Source organism: Haloprofundus salilacus (assembly GCF_020150815.1).
Classification (GTDB): Archaea; Halobacteriota; Halobacteria; order Halobacteriales; family Haloferacaceae; genus Haloprofundus; species Haloprofundus salilacus.
The window spans coordinates 74,823-96,786 of the sequence record NZ_CP083724.1 but is presented as its reverse complement, the minus strand read 5'-3'; the positions used below and the strand labels follow the sequence as shown (position 1 = coordinate 96,786).

Here is a 21,964-nt window from a genome sequence, read left to right as displayed (position 1 = left end):
TACCCCACCCTACTCGATCACGGCTCCACCGTTCGCTTCGTTGAGAGTGGGGCTTTCGCGTGGACTCCCGTTCTGGCCACCGTCGGCGGCAGGCTCGTAATCGCCATTCTCGTCAACGTCCCGCGATTCAAGCGCACGTCTACGGGTGCGCCTCCGCCCCTCAGGGGCGCGAAAATTTGGCTCGAGACGAATCTCTCAGAACACTTCCAGCGATACAAACGTGACCAGCCGTAACTGCGGAGCAAAGAGGAAACCCAGGACCAGAACGAGGAGAGAAGAAGCGAGATTACCCGAGGATGTAGTCGAGCTTCGGGTACTTTTCGAGGAGCGCGACACCGTCAATCTCGTAGCGCTCGACGAGCGCGTCGAGTCCGAGGATGCGTCCAGCGCCGAACGCCGCGACCGCGAGGAACACCAACATGTACATGAAGTCGCTGTTGATGAACCCGTGGGCGAGGTCCCAGTTCCCGAAGTAGAACATGAGCATCATCAGCGCGCCGAAGAACGCCGCGAGGCGGGTCAGAAGACCGACCATGATGCCGAGACCGATGGCGACCTCACCCCACGGAACGGCGACGTCAACGAAGTTGAGGAACCACGGCGTCTGGCTCATCCACAGGAACATCCCCGCTAGCGGGTTGCCGTTGGTTGCGGCGACGTTCGCGAGGTAGCCCTGTGCGGCAAAGCCGCCGAGGACTTTCTCAACGCCCGAGTAGAGGAACGCGAAGCCGATGACGAGTCGCAGCGCGAGAACGAACCACGCGCTGAGGCTGTGGGCCTGGCCCCGAATGGTGTAGCCGCCGATAGAGCTCTCGAAGGAATTTGCAGTGGTGATTGGGATATTGTTTGCAGACATTGGGAGAAGCCTCCTACCTCAAGGAACAACGTGTTAGGTAATAAATACGTATTGACTGACTGTATCACGCAACCGTACGTACTTAGGAATGTACTCTCCAACCGGAGTGCTCTCTCTACCTGACTGAATATCGTATTCTTGCGGTGATAATTGTGAGACTTTTTCGGTGATGCCACCGAGTCAGGAGTATGACCGGCCAACGGGCGCTCTTTGCCCTCGTCGTTGCGATACTCGTCGTTTTATCGGGATGTGCAGGAAGTGGGGAGACGGTTTCACCAATAGAATCACAAACCACTTCACCAGCCCAAACGGCGACCGAATCGACACCCACCGCAAACGGTACTGTAGAAGTCCATTACATCAACGTGGGGCAGTCAGCAAGCACACTCATTGTCACACCGCAGAATGAAACGGTACTCATCGATACAGGAGACTGGCGAAATGACGGTGAGTACGTCCTCGAGTATCTAAAGCAGCAGAACATCACCCGAATCGACCACCTCGTCACCTCACATGCAGACGCTGATCACATCGGTGGCCACGCAGCTGTTATCGAATACTATGAAACACAAGCTGATGGCGTTGGTGCCGTCTACGATCCTGGATTGTCGTCAAGTTCGCAGACGTACGAAGAGTACCTTGACGCGGTAGAAACGTACAACGTCCCGCTCTACCAGGTTGCCTCGGACGACACACTCCCCGTTGCAGGTGTAAATGTCTCTGTCCTTGCACCACCCGAAGAGCCTCTCGCAGGCGGGCAACGCAATGAGAACAGTATCGCACTGATGATAACACACGGTGAACAGCGATTCCTCTTCACCGGGGACGCGGAATCTGAAGGCGAACGCTATCTCGTCGACAAATACGCTTCACAACTCAACGCGACTGTTTTCCAGGCAGGTCATCACGGAAGCCGGTCAAGTAGCAGTGACGCCTTGCTCGAGGCGAGTTCGCCACATGTCGCCGTAATTTCGAGCGCGTACGACTCCCAGTACGGACATCCACATAATGAGACGCTCACTCGACTCGCCGAGCGTTCGATTCCGGCTTACTGGACGGCAGTCCACGGCAACGTAGTCATTTCGAGCGATGGTGAGAATCTCACCGTCTCGACGCAACGGAACGCGACGACTGATCCACCCGAACTACGCTCTGCAGACCCAATCGAACCGGGAAGCGACGATTCTGTTGTAGAACGCACAACGATAACTGGCGGGATCAGCAATCCAGAGCCAATCGTCACCGATGGTGGGACAGAGACCTCGACGCCGACCGAGACTCCCAGCGAGTCGACCGGTGCTAAACTGGCGCTCGTAGACGTTCACGCGGACGCTGAAGGGAATGATAACGAGAATCTCAACGACGAATATCTCGTCTTCGAGAATACGGGTGACGACCCGCTTGACATGTCTGGCTGGACTGTCGAAGACGAGGCAGGACATACGTACACCGTCCCGTCAGGCTTCACTCTTGAGCCTGGAACGCAAGTAACACTCTATACGGGGAGTGGGAGTAATACTGACACAGAACTCTACTGGGGATCAGGCAGTGCAATCTGGAACAACGGCGGTGATACGGTGATCGCCACTGACGATACGGGGACCGTGGTACTAGAGGAGAGCTACTGATGAGTGAACAGACGTACACACTTGTACTCGACCGATTCGAGGAAGACGACGCCGTCCTATTGGTCGAACAGGATGGCGACCTCGTCGACGAAATCGTCCTCCCCAAAACGATGCTTCCGGCCGACGGGCAGCATCAGGATGCAATCTTTTCAGTTCGGCATATGAGTGAGACAGTAACTGAACTTCAGTACGACCCAGAGCAAACACAGGAGCGCAAAGAGAGTGCGCAAGACCGGTTTAATCGGCTCTCACAGCGGCTTCCGAGTGAAGACGTGGACGAACACTCGGATCATCCGTGAAATCTACCCAGATTATTTACAAGTAATTTGGACCGTTTGGGTTTCAGTGACTATGGCGAATACCGAGTGCAGAGATGGTACAAAACAACCATTGAACGGTCTCGTTTGAATTTCTTCGTATAGAAACAGATTACTATTGAAGATGTGTGATTTGGGTTATTGCTCCCGAAGAGTATCGATTGAAACCCAGTCTCCGAAGTTGTTCTGGAACTTCCACCACGTCCACCCGTTATAGGTAGACGCATCTTCACCACGAATGTCGCGGTCAGTAGCCTCGGCTGCTCCTGAGACGGAGTCATAGGCCGTTCCGTTGTATCGTTCCTCGCAGACCCGCACGAAGAGACGCGACGATGCACATGAGCGACAATGCGCGAACACGAGCCGTCTCTCGGAACGGTTATCCATAACGTTCTGGGGAGGCGCGACCGACCGTCGGTGACCCTGTCCGTCAGCCGTTGAGAGTGGACTGCCGTCGTTGCACGAAGCATCGGGGATCGGCCAGCGAGACGCTCGCTACTTGGTGGTAATTCGATACCATGGTTCGCCGGACCGCTGAGGGTGTTCACCGGTGAGGACGGGTTCGGTAGCGTACGTCTCGGCCTCCGTCGATGTCAACTCCTTGGACCAGGGCGCTCGTTCGTCGCCTGCGCGTGCACCGGGGCCTCGATTGTCGTACTCGGCGAACGTGACCGTTTCCTCTGCCTCCGGACGAGACCAGTTGTGCCATCCGGTCGGGTGAACGTGCGAACCCAGGTACGATTGGATGAACGCGACGTGCGCGTAGTTTCGCCATGGTCGGCCGAGATACACGTCGGAGACCTCCGGGTCGGTGGTCAAGGTACACTCCCTGAAGACGTATCCGAACGGTTCGCTCGGGTGCGTCGAGGCCGCTGTGACGTACGAATTCGCTTTCGAGTGGATGTCGCACCGCTCGAAGACGGCGGTGGCGCCCCCGAAGACGAAGTCGGTCGTCCCCTCAACGTAACACTCGCGGAAGTACTGCCGTGCCCCCTCGCCGGCGGCGTAGACGGTGTCCTGATTCCCGACGAACTGGCAGTTTTCGAACACGGCTCGGTTGGCTTCCACGTGTAGCGCGACGGCCTGTTCCCTCTCCGGCCCGGCGGCGTTTTGCACTGTCAGGTTACGCGCGCGGAAATCGTTCCCACACACCTTCAGCGTGTACGTGAAGAATGTACTGTTAGGCCCTCTCTCGATCGTTTCGAAGTGGTCGTCGTACGTCAGTACCGTGTTCGCTTCGCTCTCTCCGATCAAGCTGATCTTCGGGTTCCACGAGGGGACCCGTACCTTCTCGTTGTAGACGTCGTCAGTGACGAAGATCGTGATCCGCTCTCGGGGGAACGCCTTCGCCCCATCGATGGCCGCCTGGATGCTCTCGTAGTCGCCGCGTCCGCTCTTGTCGACGACGTAGTCGTGTCCCTCACCGTCACCTGCTGGCATTCGTATGATTCGACTCTTTACCCGTTCGTATGCTCTTCGGCTCGGTCTCGTGGTCCGCTGAACGAGATGCGGGAGTTCGGTCCGTCGGGCTGTTTCACTCTCGGATCGGAGTCCGACCTCAAACCCTTCCGGTGGGTGCGAACCAAGTACCAGGCGACGCCGGACCCAACCCCGGAGTGGCCGAAAGACGCTACAGGTGTTCGTCGACGAATGGCCAGACGCCGTCAGCGTAGTAGCGATGGCCACCCTCGCAGACGACGAGTTCACACCGCTCTGACGCGTTCGCGGCCTCGTAAATCTCCGAGAGCCTCTCGAACGACCGTTCGACACCCTCGACCGGGAAGATCCGATCCCGCCGTCCGGCAACGGCGACGAACGGTCGGGGGGCGACGAGACCGGCCACGTCCCACATCTCTCCCAGTCCGAGGACGCCGGGTAGGTAGTTGCACTCGCAGTGGTCGACCGCCGCAATGGACGCCTCGAACGTGCAGAAGTACGAGGACGGTGCGACGACGTCGATTCGGTCGTCGACCGCCGCAGCGAACAGGGCGACTGCGCCGCCCCCGGAGTGACCGGTTAGCGCGATTCGGTCGGCGTCGAAGTCGTTTCGGCGTTCGACGAAGTCGATGAGTCGCGTCACGTCCCAGACGCGATCACCCAGGAGCGACCGACCGAACAGCTGCGCGTGCAACTGCATGGTGTGACAGGTGCGATATCCTCGCGCCTCATCTGCGGGGTTCGACAGCTCGCCCAGCCCGCGCATATCCGGTGCGAGCGCCGCGTACCCCCGTTCGACCGCCTGTACCGCCACGTCGCGTTCGTCCTCGTCAATCTGCTGCCGGTGTTCTGCGGTGTCGGCCCGGCCCACGACCAGTTCCTTCCCCGCGTCGCCGTGACCGTGTGCGACGAGCACCACGGGATACGGTGGCTCGACGTCGTTGGGCACGAGGAGGTAGAACGGAACCCGGAGGCCCGTCTCCGTCCGGACTGTCCACCGCTGACGCTCAAAGCCGCCGCACTGTTCCCTCTCGGTTCGCTCCGGGGCCAGATCCGGGACGCCGGCATCCGCGATGGTGTCGTGGCCGAGGACGCGCCGGAGGTCCACGCGAAACGCCGTCTGCCACTCTCGAAACGCCTCGCCGGTCTGACCGTCGAAGCCGTGCCGACGCTCGTGGTCGCGAAACAGTCGCGCCGTCCACCGCGCCGGGTCGAACTGCTGGTGGTCCGTCTCGTCTCGAGGCTGGTGGTCCATCTTGTCTGTGGATGCGACGGCGGCCGGGTTAGTAAGCTACCACGCTCTGAAGGGCGTGGCATTCAGCGTGGAACCCCGTACTCACCCGTGAGTAGGGCAGGCGAATACTCGCCGTTCACGTTCAACGTCCCGCGATTCAAGCGCAAGCCTACGGGTGCGCCTCCACGACCAGACTTTTGCTGGTCGCGGAGATACTTCAGACCGATATTCTTCGCCGTGTTGTAATCCGCGTGTACGTTGTATCCGCACTTCAGACAATCGAACTCGTCTTGACCGTTGTTGTGTGGTCGATTGTCTTCGTGGGTGAAACCACATTTCGAGCAACGTTGATGCAACTGTGTTGTCAGCCTCCTCCCGCGTTGACGAGACGCTTTGCATCTCGTTCGCCAACCGGAACGCGGAGCGTTCTGGTGACGCCTAAAGGCGCGGGTTTCCGCCTTGCATTCATTATGAGTAGGGGGTGAGTGTGCGTCTCAGCACGAGTCCGAGTCCCCGGTGAGTACTAACTGGAGAGATGCGCGGACCGTCCGATTCGGGAGCCGGCCAGTTCCGCCACGGTCCGTAGTTTGATGTCCGCCGGCGGCGGCGACGAATCATGCAAACGGACGACATCCAGTTTCACAACGTCAGCGCTCTCGTTCCGGTCGAAGACGGGGACGGTCGCGAACTCCAACGTGTTCCCGAGGCGGTCAGGAGCGGACTCAACGAGGGAGCGAGGTCGCGGATGCGTCACCCCGCAGGTGTCGAACTCAGGTTCGTTCCCGAGGACTCGGTCGAACTGACGCTCTCGGTCCGGCCGGGCGGAAGCGCCGACAGCGAGACGGTCCGAGTGTTCTGGGGGTCGATACAGGGGTACGATGAGTTCGAGATCGGCGCGGAGCCCCGGACCGTCGAGGTATCGATGCCCGAGAAGCTGACCCGGTTGAGACCATCCGCCGTGTCGGCGTCCGCATTCGACCCACGGGTCTGTCGCATTTGTCTCCCTGGGGAACACCGAAGCGGCTACACGGTCTACCACGGCGCTGAAGGGGCGCGCCGACCGCCGACCGAGGCCGAGCTACCGGATCGCCGCTATCTCGCCTACGGGACCTCGATCACTGAGGGCGAAGCGGTACTGGGTGAGCACCTGACCTACGTGAACCAGACCGCCCACCGGCTAGACGCCGACCTTCTCAACCTCGGGTCGTGCGGCACCGCCTACTGCGACGAGGCGATGGCGGATCACATCGCCGCGCGCGACGACTGGGACGTGGCGACGCTCTCCGTCTCCGTGAACATGGTCGGAACGTTCTCCGCAGAGACGTTCCGTGACCGCGCGACGTACCTCGTCGACACCGTCGCGGGCGCGCATCCGGACAAACCCGTTGTCTGCCTCACACTCTTCCGCAACGCGCGCGACGTCGTCGCGGGCCACGAGGAGGCCGACGCCTGCGAGCAGTTCAGGGAGGTGCTCCGCGACGTCGTCGCCGCCTCGCCGCACGAAAACGTCCACCTCCTCGAAGGGCCAGAACTGCTTCCGAGTGTCGATGGCATCACCACCGATCTGGTCCACCCTGGCGATCTCGCGATGACGACGATAGCCGAACGGCTTGCCGATGAGCTGACGCCGCTCCTCGATCAGTAAGGTTGCTCACGCTCTGAACAGTAGGTCGTGGCTGCGCGCGCAGCGAACGACATGAGCGAGCACAGAGCGGAGGGCGGGGCGGTGGAGTCCGGGCTGGTCTGGCACGTGGCAAAAAGAACACTCGAAATGACCCCTCTCCTGCTCGGGCGGAATCCGAGTTGTTATCCGACGAGTGGCCACGGTCGATCTCTGGGAGTCCAGAAACCCTCACTAGTCTCGTAGAACAACTCGCAGAACGCGTCGACGTTGACGAAGCAATGATTCAACACGTCGTCGACGACCATAACAAGGGACTCCGGTCGCACGAGCTACTAGCAGAGGGAGTGGGACTCACGCCGCGCATATAGGGCCACGAGACTTTGTTGGAATCACTTTGTACTGACAGCTGAGCCACTGGCATCAGTACGCTTTCTCTTGCTGCGAGACCAGACTAACAACATCGTCAAACACCCCCTGTCACAAAAGGAAAGCTCCGCCGCCAGTTCCGACGCCAGAGCTCGTGTCGTTGGTGGAGGTCAAGAGTAAAAGTGCCGAATTCCCGTCAGTGTCGGGGATGGGTCGCGATGTCGGCCCAGACGAGTCGGTGATCCGAGGCTATACTGACGTCATCGCCGAAGTTTCGCTTCGTTGCGTTCTTGCTCGGCCAGACGACCGACGAGGCGCGAAGCGAGAGGTTCGGTGAAGGGAGGACATAGTCGATCTGTTCGACAACGCCCTCAAAATCACCGCCGACCCGTGTCGCGGTAGGGAGACCTCGTTGCGCCCCGCTCGGACTCTTTGGGAGGCGGTCAGTGTAGAAGTCGTCGTTGTCGACAAAGAACTTCTGGGAGGGGTTGAGTGGACGCTCATCCCGACCCAGACCTGGCCCCGCATTCATGTCGCCCATCAGGATGTAGGAGGCGTCGTCGTCGAGACCGCCGCGGACGCCACTATCATCGTAGATGTAATCTTCGCCAGCGACGTAATCTGCGAAGAACCGGACTTCGTCGTGATTCCACCTCCCGTTGAAGTTGTTCACACCGTCGAAGCTGGGCGGCGTCGGGTGCGCGAACAGGCCGTGAACCGTCCCACCCTCGACCTCAAACGGAACATCGATGTGGGTCTTCGAAGAGAGCCGATAGACATCGAGTTCCTCCTCCGTGAGGTAGATCGCAATTTCGTCATCCTCGGGATCCGTGATGACACCTTCTTCGCCCGCGACTGGAATGAGGTTCCCGGGCATGTCTGCCCATTTAAACGTCTGGAACGAACGGACGCTCGATTCGTCGATCGGGTACTTGCTCGCAATCGCGAACGCATAGTGACCCGGATACTCCCCGAACCCGAACGCGTCACCCGGCCGTTCACCAGCCGTTCCGTCCTTGTTGAAATCGTAGTCCTGTTCGGGGAGGACGCCTGTATTGCTCTCCGGCTGGAGCGTGTATTCGTAGTCAATGCCGTTGAGGTCGTCTCGTTGGGGGACGCTGAGGTAGTTCTCAACGAAAGCGTCGATGTTCGCTCTGTCGGTGTATTTGCCCTCCTGGAGATTGTTGGTGAGTTCGTTGACGACGAGGATGTCTGGCCGGACTTCTTGGATGACTCGGGCGGCTGCTTCTGCTTGTGAATCGCCCGGCTCTTGAACCTGCTCGGTCTCCAGTTCGATTATGTTGAACGCAGCGTAGCGTGTCCCACTACCCTGTTTTCTGTCTCCGGTTCGCTGTCGACCGCTCACGGTACCGACGAAACCGGCTGCAGTCGCTGTACCACCGATCGTCTTGAGTACTTCTCGTCTGGTCTGAAGTCGAGCCATCGAGCGCATCAGTGTGACACACTCACATCAATAATTTAAAAATTTAATGGTGGTTACTGAGAATTGATTCTGTGTTTTGCAAGCGGAGCTGTTGGTCAGGGGCTCTTCGTCTGGTTACTTTTGTCGGCAGTCGCTTAGCTGAAAGATAGGGTGCTAAGTCTCCTCCCCCAAGGAAGCAAGACGGAGTGTTGCTGAGTAAGGCGGGGTAGATGACATCAACGATGAACCCCTATGCCGTCAGTTGTTAGTTGAGACTAATCGTAGTTGATCGACAGTGACTGTATTAGTGAATTCCGAGCAGATTACGCTTCAATCGCCGTATATTGGTCTTCCCACCTTCGTCGATCACGAAGCGCGTCTCGTCCCTTCTCTGTAACCGCATAGTAATTCGTTCGACGGTCGAGCGGTCCTTTCTCGACGTACTCTTTGTTGACGAGGGTGTCGAGGTTTGGGTAGAGTCGCCCATGGTTGATTTCGCCGTCGACGTATTCTTCGAGTTCATTTTTGACATCCTGTCCCGATGGTTGGTCGAACCCCGCTATCACGTACAGGAGGTCGCGTTGGAATCCACTCAAGTCGTTCACATGTCATGTCCAACGAAGCTGTATATAGAATTTCGCAGTGTCACGATTATTTACAGTTCTGGAGTTCGTCAGATGTGAAGCTTGTATTCATCACGGTGATTCCATCGACTCAAGTCAAATCCATTGGAGCAGGTGTTCGGTAGCTCGTATAGCTACTTCGCTACAGGAGAAACCAAAAACCTCCGTCCCATGCCGTATGAATCTAGTAGGGTACAGTGCCGACGGTATAACTTCCCATTTTTGAAAAAGTTTAATAGCCAGACAAATATCGGACGAATAGATAATGCCCTCCATCGAGACACATGGCCTGACGAAACGCTTCGGCGACGATGTCGTCGCCGTCGAGGACCTCGACCTCACCGTCAAAGCGGGCGAGGTATTCGGCTTTCTGGGCCCAAACGGTGCCGGTAAGTCCACTACGATCAATATGCTGCTCGATTTTATCCGCCCGACGTCGGGAGAGATCATTGTCCTTGGGAATAACCCTCGGAGTGAACCGCGTGCTGTTCGGGAGCATGTCGGAATTTTGCCAGAGGGTTACAGTCTCTACGACCGGCTGACAGCCCGAAAGCACGTCAGGTTCGCCGTCGACTTGGAGGAAAGCGACGATGATCCAGACGCAATTTTGAATCGTGTGGGGCTCGCCGACGCCGCAGGCCGTGCAGTCGGCGGCTTCTCGAAAGGAATGCGCCAGCGGCTCGCGCTCGGAATGGCCCTAGTCGGCCAGCCCGACCTGCTCATCCTCGACGAGCCATCGAGCGGGCTCGATCCTAACGGTGCTCAGTTGATGCGGCAGATTGTCCGCGAGGAGGCGGACCGCGGTGCGACCGTGTTCTTCTCCAGCCATATCATGGAGCAGGTAGAAGCGGTCTGTGATCGCGTCGGCATCATGAACGAGGGAGATCTCGTCGCCGTCGACACGGTTGACGGGCTGCGCGCCGCATCCGGATCGGCATCCACCCTCATCATCACCGTCGATGAAATACCGGTCATGTCCGATATTCAGGAGATCGACGGTGTCACCGATATAACAGTCAGAGATACCACACTGCGTATTGGTTGTTCAACTCCAGATATCAAGGCCAGCGTCATCTCACGGATCGAACAGACAGGCGCCACCGTGACCGATATCGATGTTGAGCAGACTGACTTGGGAGACATCTTCGTTGAGTACACAAACGGAATAGAGACGCCGGAGGCAGAACTATGACATCGGCGACACTGACCATCGCGAAAAAGGAGTTTGAGGATGCCGCTCGGTCGAAGTTGCTGTGGGGTCTCACCCTGATCTTACTCATCGTGACCGTTCCGCCATTTTACAGTTTGACGAGCTCTTCATTCCTTGACAGTGCCGCCGACTCCACCGAGTGGCTCCCAGGGGCTTTTCAGAACTTCGTTGCGCCGCTCGTGATAATCGCCGCCTATCGGGCAGTCGTCGGCGAACGCGAGTCTGGGAGTCTGCGGGTGCTCTTCGGCCATCCGGTCACCCGTCGGGATGTCGTCGCTGGCAAGGTACTTGGACGAGCGGCGCTCGTCGCAGTCGTCCTCTTCGTCGGAACGCTCGCGCTCGGTGCTGCCGTGATCGCGGCCTTCGGAACTCTCCCGGTTGCGCTATTCGTCGCGATGGCGGTCTACGTCATGGCTTACGGTGCAGTGTGGACTGCGGTGACAGTCGGCGTCTCGGCAGCCGTTTCCTCTCGGCTGCAGGCGATCGCGATCATGCTTGGACTGTTCATGATGTTCGGCCCGTTCCCCATCTGGAAGACCATTGGACTGCCCCTGGCCGCTCTTGTTGCTACGGGGAGCACGTCGGTAGCGAGCATCAACCGACTTGACCCGGGTACATGGCCGACGTGGTATCTCTACGCCCAGCGCATCAATCCGATGGAGAACTTTATGCGAAGCCGCGAATTCATCGCTAGCCTCGCCGATCCATCAATTGGGTACTTCGGGGACCTGCAGGTGCAACTCTTCGGCATTGCTGTGTTGGTCGTCTGGGCCGTGGTGCCGCTCGTCTTGGGCTATTGGCAGTTCGAACGGACCGACCTTACCTGACCGCCAGTCTCTCCGAACGGAGGAATGATCGAATCCTCTGCAATCGACAAGAACTGCGTGCTGACTACAGAGCATCTATCTTTCTGCGAGGAGAGAATCCCGCCGTTTACGGCGGGAGTGAATCCGACAACTTCTCCACAGTCCACCGCCGATAGCAGGCCGGATATTCAACGTCAATCCGCCTCATTAAATAGGTTTATCTACATACCCTATGTATGGCGATTCAGGTCATTCGCACCTACGTTGCTTCCATTCGGAACCAGCAACAGGTCAAGAGTGACTTGGACTCGCTCGGGTTTGCCGCCTCGAAACTCTGGAATATCGCACGCTGGACGTGTGACCGTATCTGGAGCGAAACAGGGACAATCCCCGAGGATGGCCCGCTCAAGGCATACCTGAAGAACCACGAACGCTATGCCGACCTCAATTCTCAGTCGAGTCAGCGAGTCATCGAAGAACTCGCTGAAGCGTTCAACGGGTGGTACGCCAAGCGCCGAAACGGGGACGACCGCGCAAACCCACCGAAGTACAGAAAACACGGCGACGACCACCCGCGTTCGACGGTCACGTTCAAAGAAGACGGCTTCAAACACGACGCCCACAACAACCGGATTCGCCTCTCCAAAGGCCGAAACCTCAAAGACCACTGGTCGGATTTCATCCTCTGTGAAATCGAAATTCGACCAGACGTGACTGTGGAGAACGTCCGCCACGTTCGAACCATCTGGAACGGCTCCAAAGACGAATGGGAACTCCACATCGTGTGCAAACACGAAATCGAGGCCGAACCGCCCGGCGACGAAACCGCTGGTATCGACCTCGGCATCAAGAACTTCGCCGCTGTCTCGTATTCCACGGGCGACCACGAGTTGTATCCGGGGAACGCCCTGAAAACCGACGAGCGGTACTTCGCCAAGGAGATCGCGAAGTGCAACTCCTCTCGGTCGAACAAGGCCCTCAGACTTCGACGGAAGCGTTCCGAACGACGGTCGCACTACCTGCACGCCGTCACCAGATACATCGTCACAAAGTGCGTCGAACGGAGTGTTGGGACAATTGCTGTCGGCAACCTCGAAGGTATCCGTGAGGATGGTGAAACTGGCGAGGCTCGAAACTGGGGCGACCGTGGCAACGAAGGATTGCACGGGTGGGCATTCGACCGCTTCACGAACCTACTCACGTACAAGGCGAAAGCCGAAGGCATCGCCGTGGTCGTAGTGAGCGAGCGAGACACATCGAAGACGTGTTCGTGTTGTGGGCAGAGGAGAGACGCCAATCGTGTGGAGCGCGGCTTGTACGTCTGTCGTGGATGTGACGCCGTGATGAATGCCGACTCGAATGGCGCAGAGAACATTCGGCGTCGGTTAGACCAAGCAGAAAAGGTAACTCTGAATCCTCGGTTTTCCGAGGATAGGAGTAGCGGGCGTGTGGCACGTCCAGTAGTCAACCTGTTCCGTCGTGGAGAACACGACCCGAGTAGTGGACAGGGGACGTTCGCTGAACAAGTGAGCATCTGCAAACCGTAAATATCCCAACGCGGAACGGGAAGCCCCGCCGTTCACGGTGGGGAGGATGTCACCTCTCACAAGTAGTGGTCTTTACTTCGAACTAGTCCCTACTGCTGAGCGTGTATTCGAGACGGTACGCTTGATGAGCCCTTGGACGCTTTCACGTCGCCTGAAAAACAATCCGACACCAAACGCGACGTAAACTGCTGTGTAGACGTAGAGTATCAGCATGCTCACGTTTAGCAGGAGCTGACAGCAAAATTCACCCATATAAACACTTTGGTGAGTTGCACCCCGCTGCGATTGATTCGGTGGTATGATAGATATGCCATTTATTCTTTCAGTCGCAGTGATGTTCCCACTGAACAACCGGCCCTCCAACACGCCGACACGCCGTCATTTTTGTAAGATGAGTCTCGCTGCGCTGACGTCTGGAATTTCTGCGACGACGAGTGGCTGTCTTTCCGGACTTCCTCCACTCGGTCAGAAACAATCGTACGGACGAATTGAAGTACCAGCGTCGACAGACCCCAAATACAAGCGTTGGCTCCCACGCCCCTCCCCAGACACCGACAACCCCTCGTGGCAGACTTTCGTCTATGCGACTCCGACGACTATCAAAGGAACCGAACCCGAAGAATTTCTCTTTCGGCGCGGAGCCCTCAAACGTGACCTAGATTATTTCGGAATCGGCTTCGAGAAGTATGACTGGATACTCGATTGCGACTACGGAACTGTAATCGAAGCTTCGTTCCAACCATCGTCGGTCGTACAAACCCTTACAGAAAGCGGCTATGAGCCCGCTGGCTCCTATCGCGAGTATGAATTGTTCTCTCGAACAGACGTGAACCGAAACGTCGCAGTTCGCGACGGTGTCATCGTCTGGTCAAGTGCTCAAGTCCACGAAAATCCCACTATTGAGCGACTCATCCATACGGCGGCAGGTGAGTATCCACGACGCTACGATGTGGACGAGGAGTTCGCTCGAATTTGCAACGCAATCGGTGGAAATCGAATGCTCATCCTCGGTCCAAACTTTGCTGACCCCACTGAGATGGCGAAACTAGGCGCCGACGGCTTCAGATTCGAGGATGACACCGCTTATCAGGTCATCAAATTACTCTTCTCTGCACAGCGTACTCCTACGACCAAACAGTTGCAACACGCATTCCGTGACGAGTATGGATTGACGGAGGAAGCGGATGTATTCGATGTACAAGTCGACGGCCGTCTTGGGACACTCGAAACGAGAGTGTCGCAAACCTCCGCACGAGAGCTCACACCGCTAGTAGATCCTCCTCAGATAACGTGGGGTGCGTCATTCGATGCTAACTCGGGACAACTTACGATACGCCATGAAGCTGGTGATGTCCTTGATTCGGAGTGGCTCTGGTACGATATCAGCACCCCGGATGACGCAGGCGAAATCGAGAAACGTCCACTGTGGCCATCGAAGAAGCAGGTCAGCCGAGGTGATAGCACGAGTATAGACCTGAGTGAGTATCCAACGGCAGATGCTGTCACGCTCTTGATTGCAACGAGTGAGTGCTGTGACTTCAACCACCTCTTCGAGTATCGACTGGAGTGAACGCTCAGATGTGTGTCACCACCCAAATTGACAATTCGATTCGTTTTCGAGTCCAGAGCTTCAGCTCTCCGAGGACGCTGGAGAACCACTGTATACCTGACCTATTTCACGGGAGAATGAGTGATTCAGATGTGACGGAGAATATCGACCTCTCGGAGATCCTTGACCTCTTCGACGACGACCTCTGTCGGTCGATTCTCATTGTCACGAGTGAAAAACCGCTTTCGGCGAACGAACTTAGCGAACAATGTGACGTTTCTCCGTCTACAATCTATCGCCGAGTGGAACGACTCAAAGCTGCGTCTCTTCTCCAAGAACAGACGCGGCCACGACGCGATGGACACCACGAAACGGTCTATGTTACGCAGTTTGACCGCTTCGAACTCACGATTCAAGAGGGTGACGTAGACTGGAAAGTCGACCGTCAAGAGAGGGACGTCGCAGACGCACTCACGCGAATGTGGGGACGGTTCTAATATGGTCAGTCTTGCTTCCCCTATTGGTCTTGCAGCAGGCGGTGTCGCCACTGCTTCCGCCATTATCGGCCTGTATATTGGCTTTCATGCGTATCGTGGCCTTCGGCGTCACGACGATCCTTCGATGCGATATCTCTCAATTGGAATGATACTTCTTTTTGGGATCACGTACGTGTTCGCACTCGCCGGACAGGGACTCATCGCATTTCGAGTCATCCCGATTCATCTGCAAAATGTGGTCAGACTGGTCGTCAGGGTAATCCAGTTCGTTGGACTGGCATTCATCGCCTACTCACTACGCATCGCGGTGAATCGCTGAGGTGATAGTATTATGAATTTGGTGGTCTGGTAACCTCACCTTCTGACAGACAGGAAATTCGACTACTGGCGTCGGCGGGTTGGTAGCAATGACGAGTACTGCCTTCTGTATCTGTCTTCAACCTGCAAACGATTAGCCAGAGACCGCTGTTGGACTGTCCAAATGCTTATTTGTAGTTACCGACCCGGTTCTGGTAGAGATGGCCAGTACAACTCGTGATAACGGTGACGGCGGCGTTGAGTTCATCTACGAGGATGATGGGCGAGTCACCGCCAAAGACATCGAGACAGGTGTCGCTTCCTTCGGCGATGACCGGGCCGAAGCACTGCGTATGCTTACTGATGCACTCGATGCCTATCACGGGAAGGCAGAGCCTGTCGACGAAGACACGCTAGCCACGGAGCTCGGTCTTGTGGAGGACGAACTCGGAAGCGAAGGCCACCCACCGTGGGACGCCTAACGTGGGCCGGACAACGTTCACCGGTCGAGACGTTGCAAAGGTATTAATGAAATTCGGCTACCAGCCACAGTCACGGCTGCTGCATTCGCAGAGCGAGAGGCAGAAAGACGAGGTATTACTGACCGTGTCGTGGTCGAGTCAGCGAGAACTCACCCAGCAGTACTATTTCATGAACTCTCTACTGGAGCTGCTAACCGAGTGTCACTTAGAGCCCAAGCAGTGAGCGAAGTCGAGAGAGAAGTCCGCCCTGTATGTCGAAGATTCGGTCCATCTCCTCGTCAGTGAGTTCGAAATCAAAGACCTCGAAGTTCTCTTCGATATGCGTCTGGCTCGAAGCCTTTGGAATCGCTGCGACCATCTCTTGTTGGATCAACCAGCGGAGTGCTACTTGAGTTGCGTTCTTTCCGTACTGCTCTCCGATTCCCTCGAGGACCTCGTTTCCGATGACTTTTCCTTGGCCAAGTGGACTGTACGCAGTCAGAATGACGCCGTTCTCGATGCAGAATTCGAGTATCTCGGACTGACTCTTGAACGGGTGATACTTCACCTGATTCGTCAAAATCGGGGTGTCGGACGCGGCAATCGCCTGTCGCATCTGCTCGACAGAAAAATTACTGACGCCGATGTGTTCGACGATTCCACGCTCCTGGAGTTCGTTCATCGCACTGATTGACTCTTCGATTGGCACAGTTCGACTCGGCGAGTGAATCAGCAGCAAGTCGATCTCGGTTCCCAACCGCTGCGTACTCTCCTCGACTGTACTTAGCACATCGTCATGGGCTAGATTCTGCCGTCGGATTTTCGTAACAAGAAACACGTCCTCTCTTGGCACCTCGGAGTCGGCTATCGCCTGTCCGACAGCGCCCTCGTTGTTGTACATCTTCGCCGTATCGATGTGTCGATATCCGGTATCCAGTGCATGTTGGACGGCGGTTCGACAGGTTTCTCCTTTCATTGGCCACGTCCCGAAGCCAAGCACTGGCACGTCCACACCTTCGGCGGTGACGTATTCCATATTCTACACAAGGGCTGGATTCACCAAGATACTATGCAGGCGACTGGCCTTGGGAGAGCGAGTTAGTTTTCGATTCGTTGTTGCGTCATATTCTTCACTAAGGAAGAAACGTCAACTCGTCGGGGTCGCCGGCAGGGACGACGTCAAGGTGTCCGTTCAACACTAACGTGGGGCGTTCGGTTCCGATTCGTGCGCCCACTTACTGGCGGTCAGGATCGGGTTTGTCGACCATAGTCGAATCAAACCCGTGGTATGTGAACCATTCATGGACGTACTCGGCGCATGCATTCTCGTTGCCGAGAGGGTTCTCGGACTCGATGCGAACCAGCGCGGCGGCCAGCGACGGGAGATCGGTCGGATACCGCTTTGACCCGCTCGGATCGTTATTCATAGCGAGGGCTCCGTTTCGTCTTCCGCCGTTCCGTACTGGTTCGCAACGTCATCGAGCGTCGGTTCGATGCGGGTCACATCGCCGACTGCTCGCTCCGCACCGGCGGTGTCCTTCAGTCCAATGCCGGTGACAACCGCGACGACCGACTCGTCGGGGCTGATGATCCCTCGCTCACGAGCCTGGCGAATGCCGGCAATGGGGGCGGCACCCGCCGGTTCGGCGTAGATCCCTTCTGTCCGTCCGAGCAGCGTTTCTGCCGCGAGGATGTCGTCGTCAGTCACGGTCAGCGCGGTCCCGCCGCTCTCTTCGAGTGCACGGCAGGCTTTGAGCGTGTTCCGGGGTCGACCGACGGCGATTGCGTCGGCGAGCGTATCCGCGACGTCGTTGACCTCGTCGTGGCCGTGGAATGCATCATGGATTGCACTCGCCCCTTCAGGCTGCACACCGAGCATCTTGGGAGTGTCGTCGACGTATCCTAGTTCGGCGAACTCCCGGAGCCCCTTCCAGCAGCCGGCGATGGTACAACCGTCGCCCATAGAGAAGACGACCCAGTCGGGAATCGAATCCTGGGTTTGTTCGGCGAGTTCGTGGCCCACAGTCCGCTTGCCCTCAATCTGGAAGGGGTTGATCGCGGCGTTTCGATTGTACCACCCATAGGAATTGGTTACCTCGAGACTCAAATCGTACGCCTCGTCGTAGCTGCCGGCGACCGCGAGGACGTCCGCCCCGTAGACGCGAGGCTGGACGAGTTTTCCCTCGGGTGCGCTCTCGGGCACGAAAATGCGGCAGTCAAGGCCGGCCCGCGCCGCGTAGCCTGCGAGCGATGCGGCGGCGTTACCCGTTGACGCGCAGGTGATGACGTTCCGGCCGGCGTGGCGTGCCTTGGTGACGGCGACGCTGGTCGCACGGTCCTTGAAGCAGCCCGTCGGGTTCCGGCCGTCGTTTTTGACGCTAACGTCGACCCCGAGTTCCGCGCCCAGTCGGGGTGCGTCGAGTAGGTCCGTCCCGCCCTCGTCGAGCGTGACTGGCATCGCCTCCGTGTCCACTGGGAGGAACGCCCGATATTTCCACTGGCTCCGGATGTCGCCGTTAAGTGGGGCGTGGAACCGGTCGTGGATGACATCGTAGTCGTAAACGACGTCGAGGACACCGGCGACGCCGTCGTGTTCCGGACAGGTGTAGATGACCTGGTCGGGGTCGTACGTCGCCCCACAGAGAGTACATTCGAGGGTTTCAACGTGATCGAGCATCATTCGATATCTTGCGTCTACTTCCATATCACATTACCACCAGCCATTGTTGGGGGTTTGAACGAAGACGGCTCCATCGTCTAAGAGAGCCTCTCACAGACAGTGGGCATTTTAGTCTTGGAGACGGATTCGCTATCGAGGCCAGAGGCTCACAATCGCCCTGTAATTCGTTGATAGATGGTCGTCTTTACTCCGTATGCGAGGTAGCTGGCTAATCCAAGCGCTAACACACTTGATAGGAGTGGGAGAATGAATGAGGATGAAAATCCAAGCGGCGGTAGTCCGACTGCACTAAGTGCGGCCATGGTGAGGGCCGTAACCAAGTTGAGTATGACGAGCGATAGAATCAGGAGTACGATGAATTCTACAGACCGGTCAGCGCTACGCTCTGTGTCAGATAGAACGTAGCCTGCGATTGCACAGAGACTTACAGCGATAACGATTCCTGGCGCGCCACTGACGCTGTAATTGGTTTCTGTAGCAGCAAGATATCCGCCGTAGGCGATGAACCCAATGATGCCAAGCATCAACCCTACAAACGCGCCTGTGACTGCGCCTAGAAGTCGACTTCGACAGTTTCGATACCACTCTGTGTCGACTCGATACGCGAGCAGATATGCGCCAAGAAATACCGAGACCGCTGTGAGGGTTGGAAGGACGAAATACGGTCTGGTGAACAGTTGGTCTCCAAGCATCCACTGGAACGTCATTGTCGGAACGATTGCGAGCGCCCAGCCAACGAGGAGTGACCCAATGAATACGACACGGGTGCTGTGTGCTGACGTTGAAGTTGCTGCTCGACCGCTTGTTATCCACTGGTAGCCACCAATTCCCCCGATAAGGAGTCCCAGTAGTGCTGCAACTTGAATTGATGTCACCCACCCCGGCGGAAAGAAGGCGTCTGTCGTTGCACGGAAATAATTACGGAGAAACCGACCGAGTGTGTCCAGAAGAAATGCCTGAACCAAACCCCACTGCAGGGCAGCCATGACCGCTTGCTTGTGTGTGGAGGGGGCGTCCGGGGACGACATATTCGGGAATTCTTCGCCCGCCGATTAGAACGTATTGATGAATTCTCTATGTTACAACTCTCCGGCTCTCCTCGTGCTAAACTCTCCAAATATAGATTTACAAAAGCTCTATCCACCGTGGTAAGGTGGTGAGCCCTATCTCCCCCGACAGTCGTGGACCCTAATTCGCTCTGGCAACCCCACCTTCCGACATACCGGACACTCGACTAACGGCGTTGAAGGGAATTCCTCACACGACTCAAGTGCCGCATGTAGATGTGCTTGGACGTCCGGGTTTTCCGTTCGAGACAAAGCTTGTGAAAGATGCATCTGGAGGTCTTCGCGTGCGCTCACGCCTGCGCCTCCTTCTGCTGTGTGTCGACTCTGAGTCCAACGTGTGCGAGCTGACCCATCGACTCCCAGCCGCGTTTGTGAGCGACGTATTGCTGCCAGTGCGTGAGTGGGCGTCCGTTGAGTGGTTGGTAGTGGTCGAGCTCGCGACCACGGTGGACGACGACGGCGTCGGCAGGCTGGTAGTAGTGATGTGTGTAGCCTTCGACGTCGACGCCGAGGGCGAATGAGCGCGCGAGTGCTCGAGTGAGGTGATCGATGAGCGATACGGTAGGCTCTTGTGTCGCGGCTTTCCTAGTTGACATTGGTCTTCAGGAATCATTTGGAAGACCGGTCCGCGTGTTCTAGCACGCGGGCATTCTCGAAAGCCCAAGAGGGACCTGTCTTCCTTGCCAATTGCTACGTAGCAATTGGACTTAAACGTTTCCAATTGCCTCCTAGCAATAGGGTTATCTGACACAACCACAACTGGCCAGTATGGACCGAAAACGAGACGACGAGGGTCGATACTCCACACAAATCACACCAGAAAACGTCCTCCAAATCCTCAGAGATGCAGACACACCCGTCCTTACGGCCAAACAAATCGCCGAAGAACTTGGATGTTCAAGTGAAGCTGCACGACAAAAACTCCAATCACTTTACGAAAACTGTGACGTCGGCAAAATGAACGTCGGTGCCCGCGCTGTGGTCTGGTGGTCAGAGGAGTAGTCACTCCTCATCTTCAAGATCGGAGCGTGAGAGTTTCCCATCCAAGTATTGCTGTCCTTTGTCTGAGATCTCGTAATAGCTCCCACTTTCGACTTCGTTTACTAGACCATGTGCTTCAAGTTCGTTCAATCGCTGACGGACCGTTGAGTAGCCGATTTGGTGGCCGTGACGGTTGAGATTACGATAGAGTGGTTTCGGGGGGAGCTCTAAGTTGTGCTCTGCGAGAAATTCTAATATAAGCCCATCTTTCAGCGACATCCAGTTCGGACGTGGGCGCATCTCCAGAGACCAGAATCCCAACTACATTAGTGCAAGCTATGACTGGATTTCCCATTCTAAATATGCTACATTCATAGCACAAATGTGCTATTCTTATGTGGGTGGAAGTCGCTATTGTACGTAACAGCCGCTCTCCGGGTATCAGTCCAAAAGGACCCGTGGTGAAGACACGGATCCGGTGCGGTTGTATCGAACCTTCCGCATGCCACAGAACACACCCCTTACGCAAAAAGCTCTCGTCGCACAGCCACCCCTCACCCTGGAGGTCACCCAATGACTGACTCCGCCGAAGACCTCCGCTCGCGCCTCGACGATCTCGAAGACCGTGTCGACGCCTTGGAAGACGAAAAATCAGACCTCGAAGACACAGTCGAAGCACAAGCTGAGACGATTGCCTCCCAGCGTGACCAACTCAAAACACAACGCGAGCGCTTGGTCGAGTACGAGGAGAGACTCAGTGTGTCGAGTGACCACCGAAAGCACCTCCAACAGCGCGTCCACGCCCTCGAAGACTCTCAAGACGTAAACTCGGATGAGAGGAGTCAGGGTAAATCGCCACTGCAGCAACTCATCAACCTCCCCTCGAAAGCCGTCTCGAAACTCACCGCCAACCAAGAGCGCGCCCGCTTCATCGCGAAGGACATCCGTGACTATGCGAAGAAAGTTCCCGCAGGATACGCCATCGACTCCGGTACTATCAGAAAAGTCCTGCAAGCCAAAGAAGACAGGACACCCCATACGCAGACCGTAAGTCGTGTCATGGACTTCCTCAACCGACTTGGGAAAGAAGACGTGCAGGTGGTCAAACGCCGTGGGACCAAGCGTGCTGTGTTCACAGAACGTGCTGTGACTGAACTCGCGAGTACGTCGTCAACTGGTGGTATCACGGACGTTGTGATGAGGTGGTGCTAACGGGGCTGTGATTACGGCGGACTAGTCTCGGCCGGGGACGTCGTCCGTGAACACCAAGGTGGTGGTCTGCGGTATTGAGAGCAACAGTACTCGAAGAAACTTCTCCGTGGATAGGAGTAGTAGACATAGGAGTAACGAGATTTGGGTGG

General features: G+C 56.9%; 23 protein-coding genes and 3 pseudogenes. 13 read left to right on the top strand and 13 right to left on the bottom strand.

The genetic code is table 11. The features are described from left to right. Positions 1–9: 9 nt before the first annotated feature. Positions 10–158, bottom strand: a pseudogene (locus tag LAQ58_RS19170) (RNA-guided endonuclease TnpB family protein); the annotation flags it as partial. Between the two features lie 128 nt (positions 159–286). Beyond that, positions 287–856 (bottom strand): DoxX family protein, encoded by a 570-nt coding sequence (locus LAQ58_RS17240; protein ID WP_224450496.1) that lies wholly within the window; start codon positions 854–856, stop codon positions 287–289. 188 nt (positions 857–1,044) lie between these two features. On the opposite strand from LAQ58_RS17240, the gene LAQ58_RS17235 reads away from it, so the two are divergent. Further along, positions 1,045–2,484: a lamin tail domain-containing protein gene (locus LAQ58_RS17235; RefSeq protein WP_224450495.1), complete on the top strand. Its 1,440-nt coding sequence runs from the start codon at positions 1,045–1,047 to the stop codon at positions 2,482–2,484. After that, positions 2,484–2,783 carry a DUF3006 domain-containing protein gene (locus LAQ58_RS17230; RefSeq protein WP_224450494.1) on the top strand — a complete coding sequence of 100 codons (300 nt, stop codon included), beginning with the start codon at positions 2,484–2,486 and terminating at the stop codon, positions 2,781–2,783. Before LAQ58_RS17235 ends, LAQ58_RS17230 begins: the two co-directional genes overlap by 1 nt. Positions 2,784–3,296: 513 nt before the next feature. Here LAQ58_RS17230 and LAQ58_RS17225 read toward each other — a convergent pair. From LAQ58_RS17225 to LAQ58_RS17215, 3 genes and pseudogenes are all read right to left on the bottom strand, one after another. Then, positions 3,297–4,241 (bottom strand): pectinesterase family protein, encoded by a 945-nt coding sequence (locus LAQ58_RS17225; RefSeq protein ID WP_224450493.1) that lies wholly within the window; start codon positions 4,239–4,241, stop codon positions 3,297–3,299. A 190-nt stretch (positions 4,242–4,431) separates the two neighbouring features. Beyond that, positions 4,432–5,493, bottom strand: coding sequence for an alpha/beta hydrolase family protein (locus LAQ58_RS17220; RefSeq protein ID WP_224450492.1), 1,062 nt, complete (start codon positions 5,491–5,493; stop codon positions 4,432–4,434). A 62-nt stretch (positions 5,494–5,555) separates the two neighbouring features. Beyond that, a pseudogene (locus LAQ58_RS17215) lies at positions 5,556–5,822 on the bottom strand (zinc ribbon domain-containing protein); the annotation flags it as partial. A 266-nt stretch (positions 5,823–6,088) separates the two neighbouring features. Here LAQ58_RS17215 and LAQ58_RS17210 point away from each other — a divergent pair. Continuing rightward, the gene (locus tag LAQ58_RS17210) at positions 6,089–7,117 is read left to right on the top strand and encodes an SGNH/GDSL hydrolase family protein (RefSeq protein WP_224450491.1); all 1,029 of its coding nucleotides are present in this window, start codon (positions 6,089–6,091) and stop codon (positions 7,115–7,117) included. Positions 7,118–7,245: 128 nt separating this feature from the next. After that, positions 7,246–7,464 (top strand): annotated as a pseudogene (locus LAQ58_RS17205) (alkane 1-monooxygenase); the annotation flags it as partial. 194 nt (positions 7,465–7,658) lie between these two features. Here the strand turns inward: LAQ58_RS17205 and LAQ58_RS17200 are convergent. Together LAQ58_RS17200 and LAQ58_RS17195 are read right to left on the bottom strand one after the other, a co-directional pair. After that, positions 7,659–8,906 carry an endonuclease/exonuclease/phosphatase family protein gene (locus LAQ58_RS17200; protein WP_425490741.1) on the bottom strand — a complete coding sequence of 416 codons (1,248 nt, stop codon included), beginning with the start codon at positions 8,904–8,906 and terminating at the stop codon, positions 7,659–7,661. A gap of 302 nt (positions 8,907–9,208) precedes the next feature. After that, positions 9,209–9,490 (bottom strand): PadR family transcriptional regulator, encoded by a 282-nt coding sequence (locus tag LAQ58_RS17195; RefSeq protein WP_224450489.1) that lies wholly within the window; start codon positions 9,488–9,490, stop codon positions 9,209–9,211. 283 nt (positions 9,491–9,773) lie between these two features. On the opposite strand from LAQ58_RS17195, the gene LAQ58_RS17190 reads away from it, so the two are divergent. From LAQ58_RS17190 to LAQ58_RS17160, 7 genes are all read left to right on the top strand, one after another. Continuing rightward, entirely contained in the window at positions 9,774–10,700 is a 927-nt protein-coding gene (locus tag LAQ58_RS17190) for an ABC transporter ATP-binding protein (RefSeq protein ID WP_224450488.1), read from the top strand. After that, the gene (locus LAQ58_RS17185) at positions 10,697–11,545 is read left to right on the top strand and encodes an ABC transporter permease subunit (protein ID WP_224450487.1); all 849 of its coding nucleotides are present in this window, start codon (positions 10,697–10,699) and stop codon (positions 11,543–11,545) included. The genes LAQ58_RS17190 and LAQ58_RS17185 overlap by 4 nt, the downstream gene beginning before the upstream one ends. Positions 11,546–11,760: 215 nt before the next feature. Then, the gene (locus LAQ58_RS17180) at positions 11,761–13,071 is read left to right on the top strand and encodes an RNA-guided endonuclease InsQ/TnpB family protein (RefSeq protein ID WP_224450486.1); all 1,311 of its coding nucleotides are present in this window, start codon (positions 11,761–11,763) and stop codon (positions 13,069–13,071) included. Positions 13,072–13,378: 307 nt separating this feature from the next. Continuing rightward, positions 13,379–14,641 (top strand): hypothetical protein, encoded by a 1,263-nt coding sequence (locus LAQ58_RS17175; protein ID WP_224450485.1) that lies wholly within the window; start codon positions 13,379–13,381, stop codon positions 14,639–14,641. Positions 14,642–14,649: 8 nt separating this feature from the next. Next, a complete protein-coding gene (locus LAQ58_RS17170; RefSeq protein WP_317988550.1) occupies positions 14,650–15,117 on the top strand; it encodes a helix-turn-helix domain-containing protein in 468 nt (155 codons plus the stop codon). Between the two features lies 1 nt (position 15,118). Further along, a complete protein-coding gene (locus LAQ58_RS17165; RefSeq protein WP_224450484.1) occupies positions 15,119–15,436 on the top strand; it encodes a DUF7521 family protein in 318 nt (105 codons plus the stop codon). 199 nt (positions 15,437–15,635) lie between these two features. After that, on the top strand, positions 15,636–15,896 hold the full coding sequence (locus LAQ58_RS17160; protein WP_224450483.1) for a type II toxin-antitoxin system HicB family antitoxin: 261 nt from the start codon (positions 15,636–15,638) through the stop codon (positions 15,894–15,896). Positions 15,897–16,101: 205 nt separating this feature from the next. Here LAQ58_RS17160 and LAQ58_RS17155 read toward each other — a convergent pair whose 3' ends face one another. The 5 genes from LAQ58_RS17155 to LAQ58_RS17135 all read right to left on the bottom strand — a co-directional run bounded on the left by LAQ58_RS17155 (position 16,102) and on the right by LAQ58_RS17135 (position 20,218). Then, complete coding sequence (locus LAQ58_RS17155) at positions 16,102–16,911, bottom strand: aldo/keto reductase (RefSeq protein WP_224450482.1); 810 nt, start codon at positions 16,909–16,911, stop codon at positions 16,102–16,104. 199 nt (positions 16,912–17,110) lie between these two features. Next, the gene (locus LAQ58_RS17150; protein WP_224450481.1) at positions 17,111–17,302 is read right to left on the bottom strand and encodes a hypothetical protein; all 192 of its coding nucleotides are present in this window, start codon (positions 17,300–17,302) and stop codon (positions 17,111–17,113) included. Beyond that, positions 17,299–18,555, bottom strand: a complete 1,257-nt coding sequence (thrC, locus tag LAQ58_RS17145) for a threonine synthase (RefSeq protein WP_425490747.1) — start codon at positions 18,553–18,555, stop codon at positions 17,299–17,301. Before thrC ends, LAQ58_RS17150 begins: the two co-directional genes overlap by 4 nt. Positions 18,556–18,701: 146 nt before the next feature. Then, a complete protein-coding gene (locus LAQ58_RS17140; protein ID WP_224450479.1) occupies positions 18,702–19,583 on the bottom strand; it encodes a hypothetical protein in 882 nt (293 codons plus the stop codon). A gap of 329 nt (positions 19,584–19,912) precedes the next feature. Then, on the bottom strand, positions 19,913–20,218 hold the full coding sequence (locus tag LAQ58_RS17135; protein ID WP_224450478.1) for a hypothetical protein: 306 nt from the start codon (positions 20,216–20,218) through the stop codon (positions 19,913–19,915). Between the two features lie 172 nt (positions 20,219–20,390). Between LAQ58_RS17135 and LAQ58_RS17130 the strand changes: the two genes are divergently transcribed. Further along, positions 20,391–20,624, top strand: a complete 234-nt coding sequence (locus LAQ58_RS17130; RefSeq protein WP_224450477.1) for an HTH domain-containing protein — start codon at positions 20,391–20,393, stop codon at positions 20,622–20,624. Here LAQ58_RS17130 and LAQ58_RS17125 read toward each other — a convergent pair whose 3' ends face one another. Then, on the bottom strand, positions 20,625–20,882 hold the full coding sequence (locus tag LAQ58_RS17125) for a winged-helix domain-containing protein (protein WP_224450476.1): 258 nt from the start codon (positions 20,880–20,882) through the stop codon (positions 20,625–20,627). Positions 20,883–21,176: 294 nt separating this feature from the next. Between LAQ58_RS17125 and LAQ58_RS17120 the strand changes: the two genes are divergently transcribed. After that, positions 21,177–21,815 (top strand): hypothetical protein, encoded by a 639-nt coding sequence (locus LAQ58_RS17120; protein ID WP_224450475.1) that lies wholly within the window; start codon positions 21,177–21,179, stop codon positions 21,813–21,815. Positions 21,816–21,964: the final 149 nt, after the last annotated feature.

What these genes read in the sequence shown, in the direction of transcription:
- LAQ58_RS17240 (WP_224450496.1), bottom strand. Translation starts at nt 856, where the DNA reads ATGTCTGCAAACAATATCCCAATCACCACTGCAAATTCCTTCGAGAGC.
- LAQ58_RS17235 (WP_224450495.1), top strand. Translation starts at nt 1,045, where the DNA reads ATGACCGGCCAACGGGCGCTCTTTGCCCTCGTCGTTGCGATACTCGTC.
- LAQ58_RS17230 (WP_224450494.1), top strand. Translation starts at nt 2,484, where the DNA reads ATGAGTGAACAGACGTACACACTTGTACTCGACCGATTCGAGGAAGAC.
- LAQ58_RS17225 (WP_224450493.1), bottom strand. Translation starts at nt 4,241, where the DNA reads ATGCCAGCAGGTGACGGTGAGGGACACGACTACGTCGTCGACAAGAGC.
- LAQ58_RS17220 (WP_224450492.1), bottom strand. Translation starts at nt 5,493, where the DNA reads ATGGACCACCAGCCTCGAGACGAGACGGACCACCAGCAGTTCGACCCG.
- LAQ58_RS17210 (WP_224450491.1), top strand. Translation starts at nt 6,089, where the DNA reads ATGCAAACGGACGACATCCAGTTTCACAACGTCAGCGCTCTCGTTCCG.
- LAQ58_RS17200 (WP_425490741.1), bottom strand. Translation starts at nt 8,906, where the DNA reads ATGGCTCGACTTCAGACCAGACGAGAAGTACTCAAGACGATCGGTGGT.
- LAQ58_RS17190 (WP_224450488.1), top strand. Translation starts at nt 9,774, where the DNA reads ATGCCCTCCATCGAGACACATGGCCTGACGAAACGCTTCGGCGACGAT.
- LAQ58_RS17185 (WP_224450487.1), top strand. Translation starts at nt 10,697, where the DNA reads ATGACATCGGCGACACTGACCATCGCGAAAAAGGAGTTTGAGGATGCC.
- LAQ58_RS17180 (WP_224450486.1), top strand. Translation starts at nt 11,761, where the DNA reads ATGGCGATTCAGGTCATTCGCACCTACGTTGCTTCCATTCGGAACCAG.
- LAQ58_RS17175 (WP_224450485.1), top strand. Translation starts at nt 13,379, where the DNA reads ATGCCATTTATTCTTTCAGTCGCAGTGATGTTCCCACTGAACAACCGG.
- LAQ58_RS17170 (WP_317988550.1), top strand. Translation starts at nt 14,650, where the DNA reads ATGTGTGTCACCACCCAAATTGACAATTCGATTCGTTTTCGAGTCCAG.
- LAQ58_RS17165 (WP_224450484.1), top strand. Translation starts at nt 15,119, where the DNA reads ATGGTCAGTCTTGCTTCCCCTATTGGTCTTGCAGCAGGCGGTGTCGCC.
- LAQ58_RS17160 (WP_224450483.1), top strand. Translation starts at nt 15,636, where the DNA reads ATGGCCAGTACAACTCGTGATAACGGTGACGGCGGCGTTGAGTTCATC.
- LAQ58_RS17155 (WP_224450482.1), bottom strand. Translation starts at nt 16,911, where the DNA reads ATGGAATACGTCACCGCCGAAGGTGTGGACGTGCCAGTGCTTGGCTTC.
- LAQ58_RS17150 (WP_224450481.1), bottom strand. Translation starts at nt 17,302, where the DNA reads ATGAATAACGATCCGAGCGGGTCAAAGCGGTATCCGACCGATCTCCCG.
- thrC (WP_425490747.1), bottom strand. Translation starts at nt 18,555, where the DNA reads ATGATGCTCGATCACGTTGAAACCCTCGAATGTACTCTCTGTGGGGCG.
- LAQ58_RS17140 (WP_224450479.1), bottom strand. Translation starts at nt 19,583, where the DNA reads ATGTCGTCCCCGGACGCCCCCTCCACACACAAGCAAGCGGTCATGGCT.
- LAQ58_RS17135 (WP_224450478.1), bottom strand. Translation starts at nt 20,218, where the DNA reads ATGTCAACTAGGAAAGCCGCGACACAAGAGCCTACCGTATCGCTCATC.
- LAQ58_RS17130 (WP_224450477.1), top strand. Translation starts at nt 20,391, where the DNA reads ATGGACCGAAAACGAGACGACGAGGGTCGATACTCCACACAAATCACA.
- LAQ58_RS17125 (WP_224450476.1), bottom strand. Translation starts at nt 20,882, where the DNA reads ATGTCGCTGAAAGATGGGCTTATATTAGAATTTCTCGCAGAGCACAAC.
- LAQ58_RS17120 (WP_224450475.1), top strand. Translation starts at nt 21,177, where the DNA reads ATGACTGACTCCGCCGAAGACCTCCGCTCGCGCCTCGACGATCTCGAA.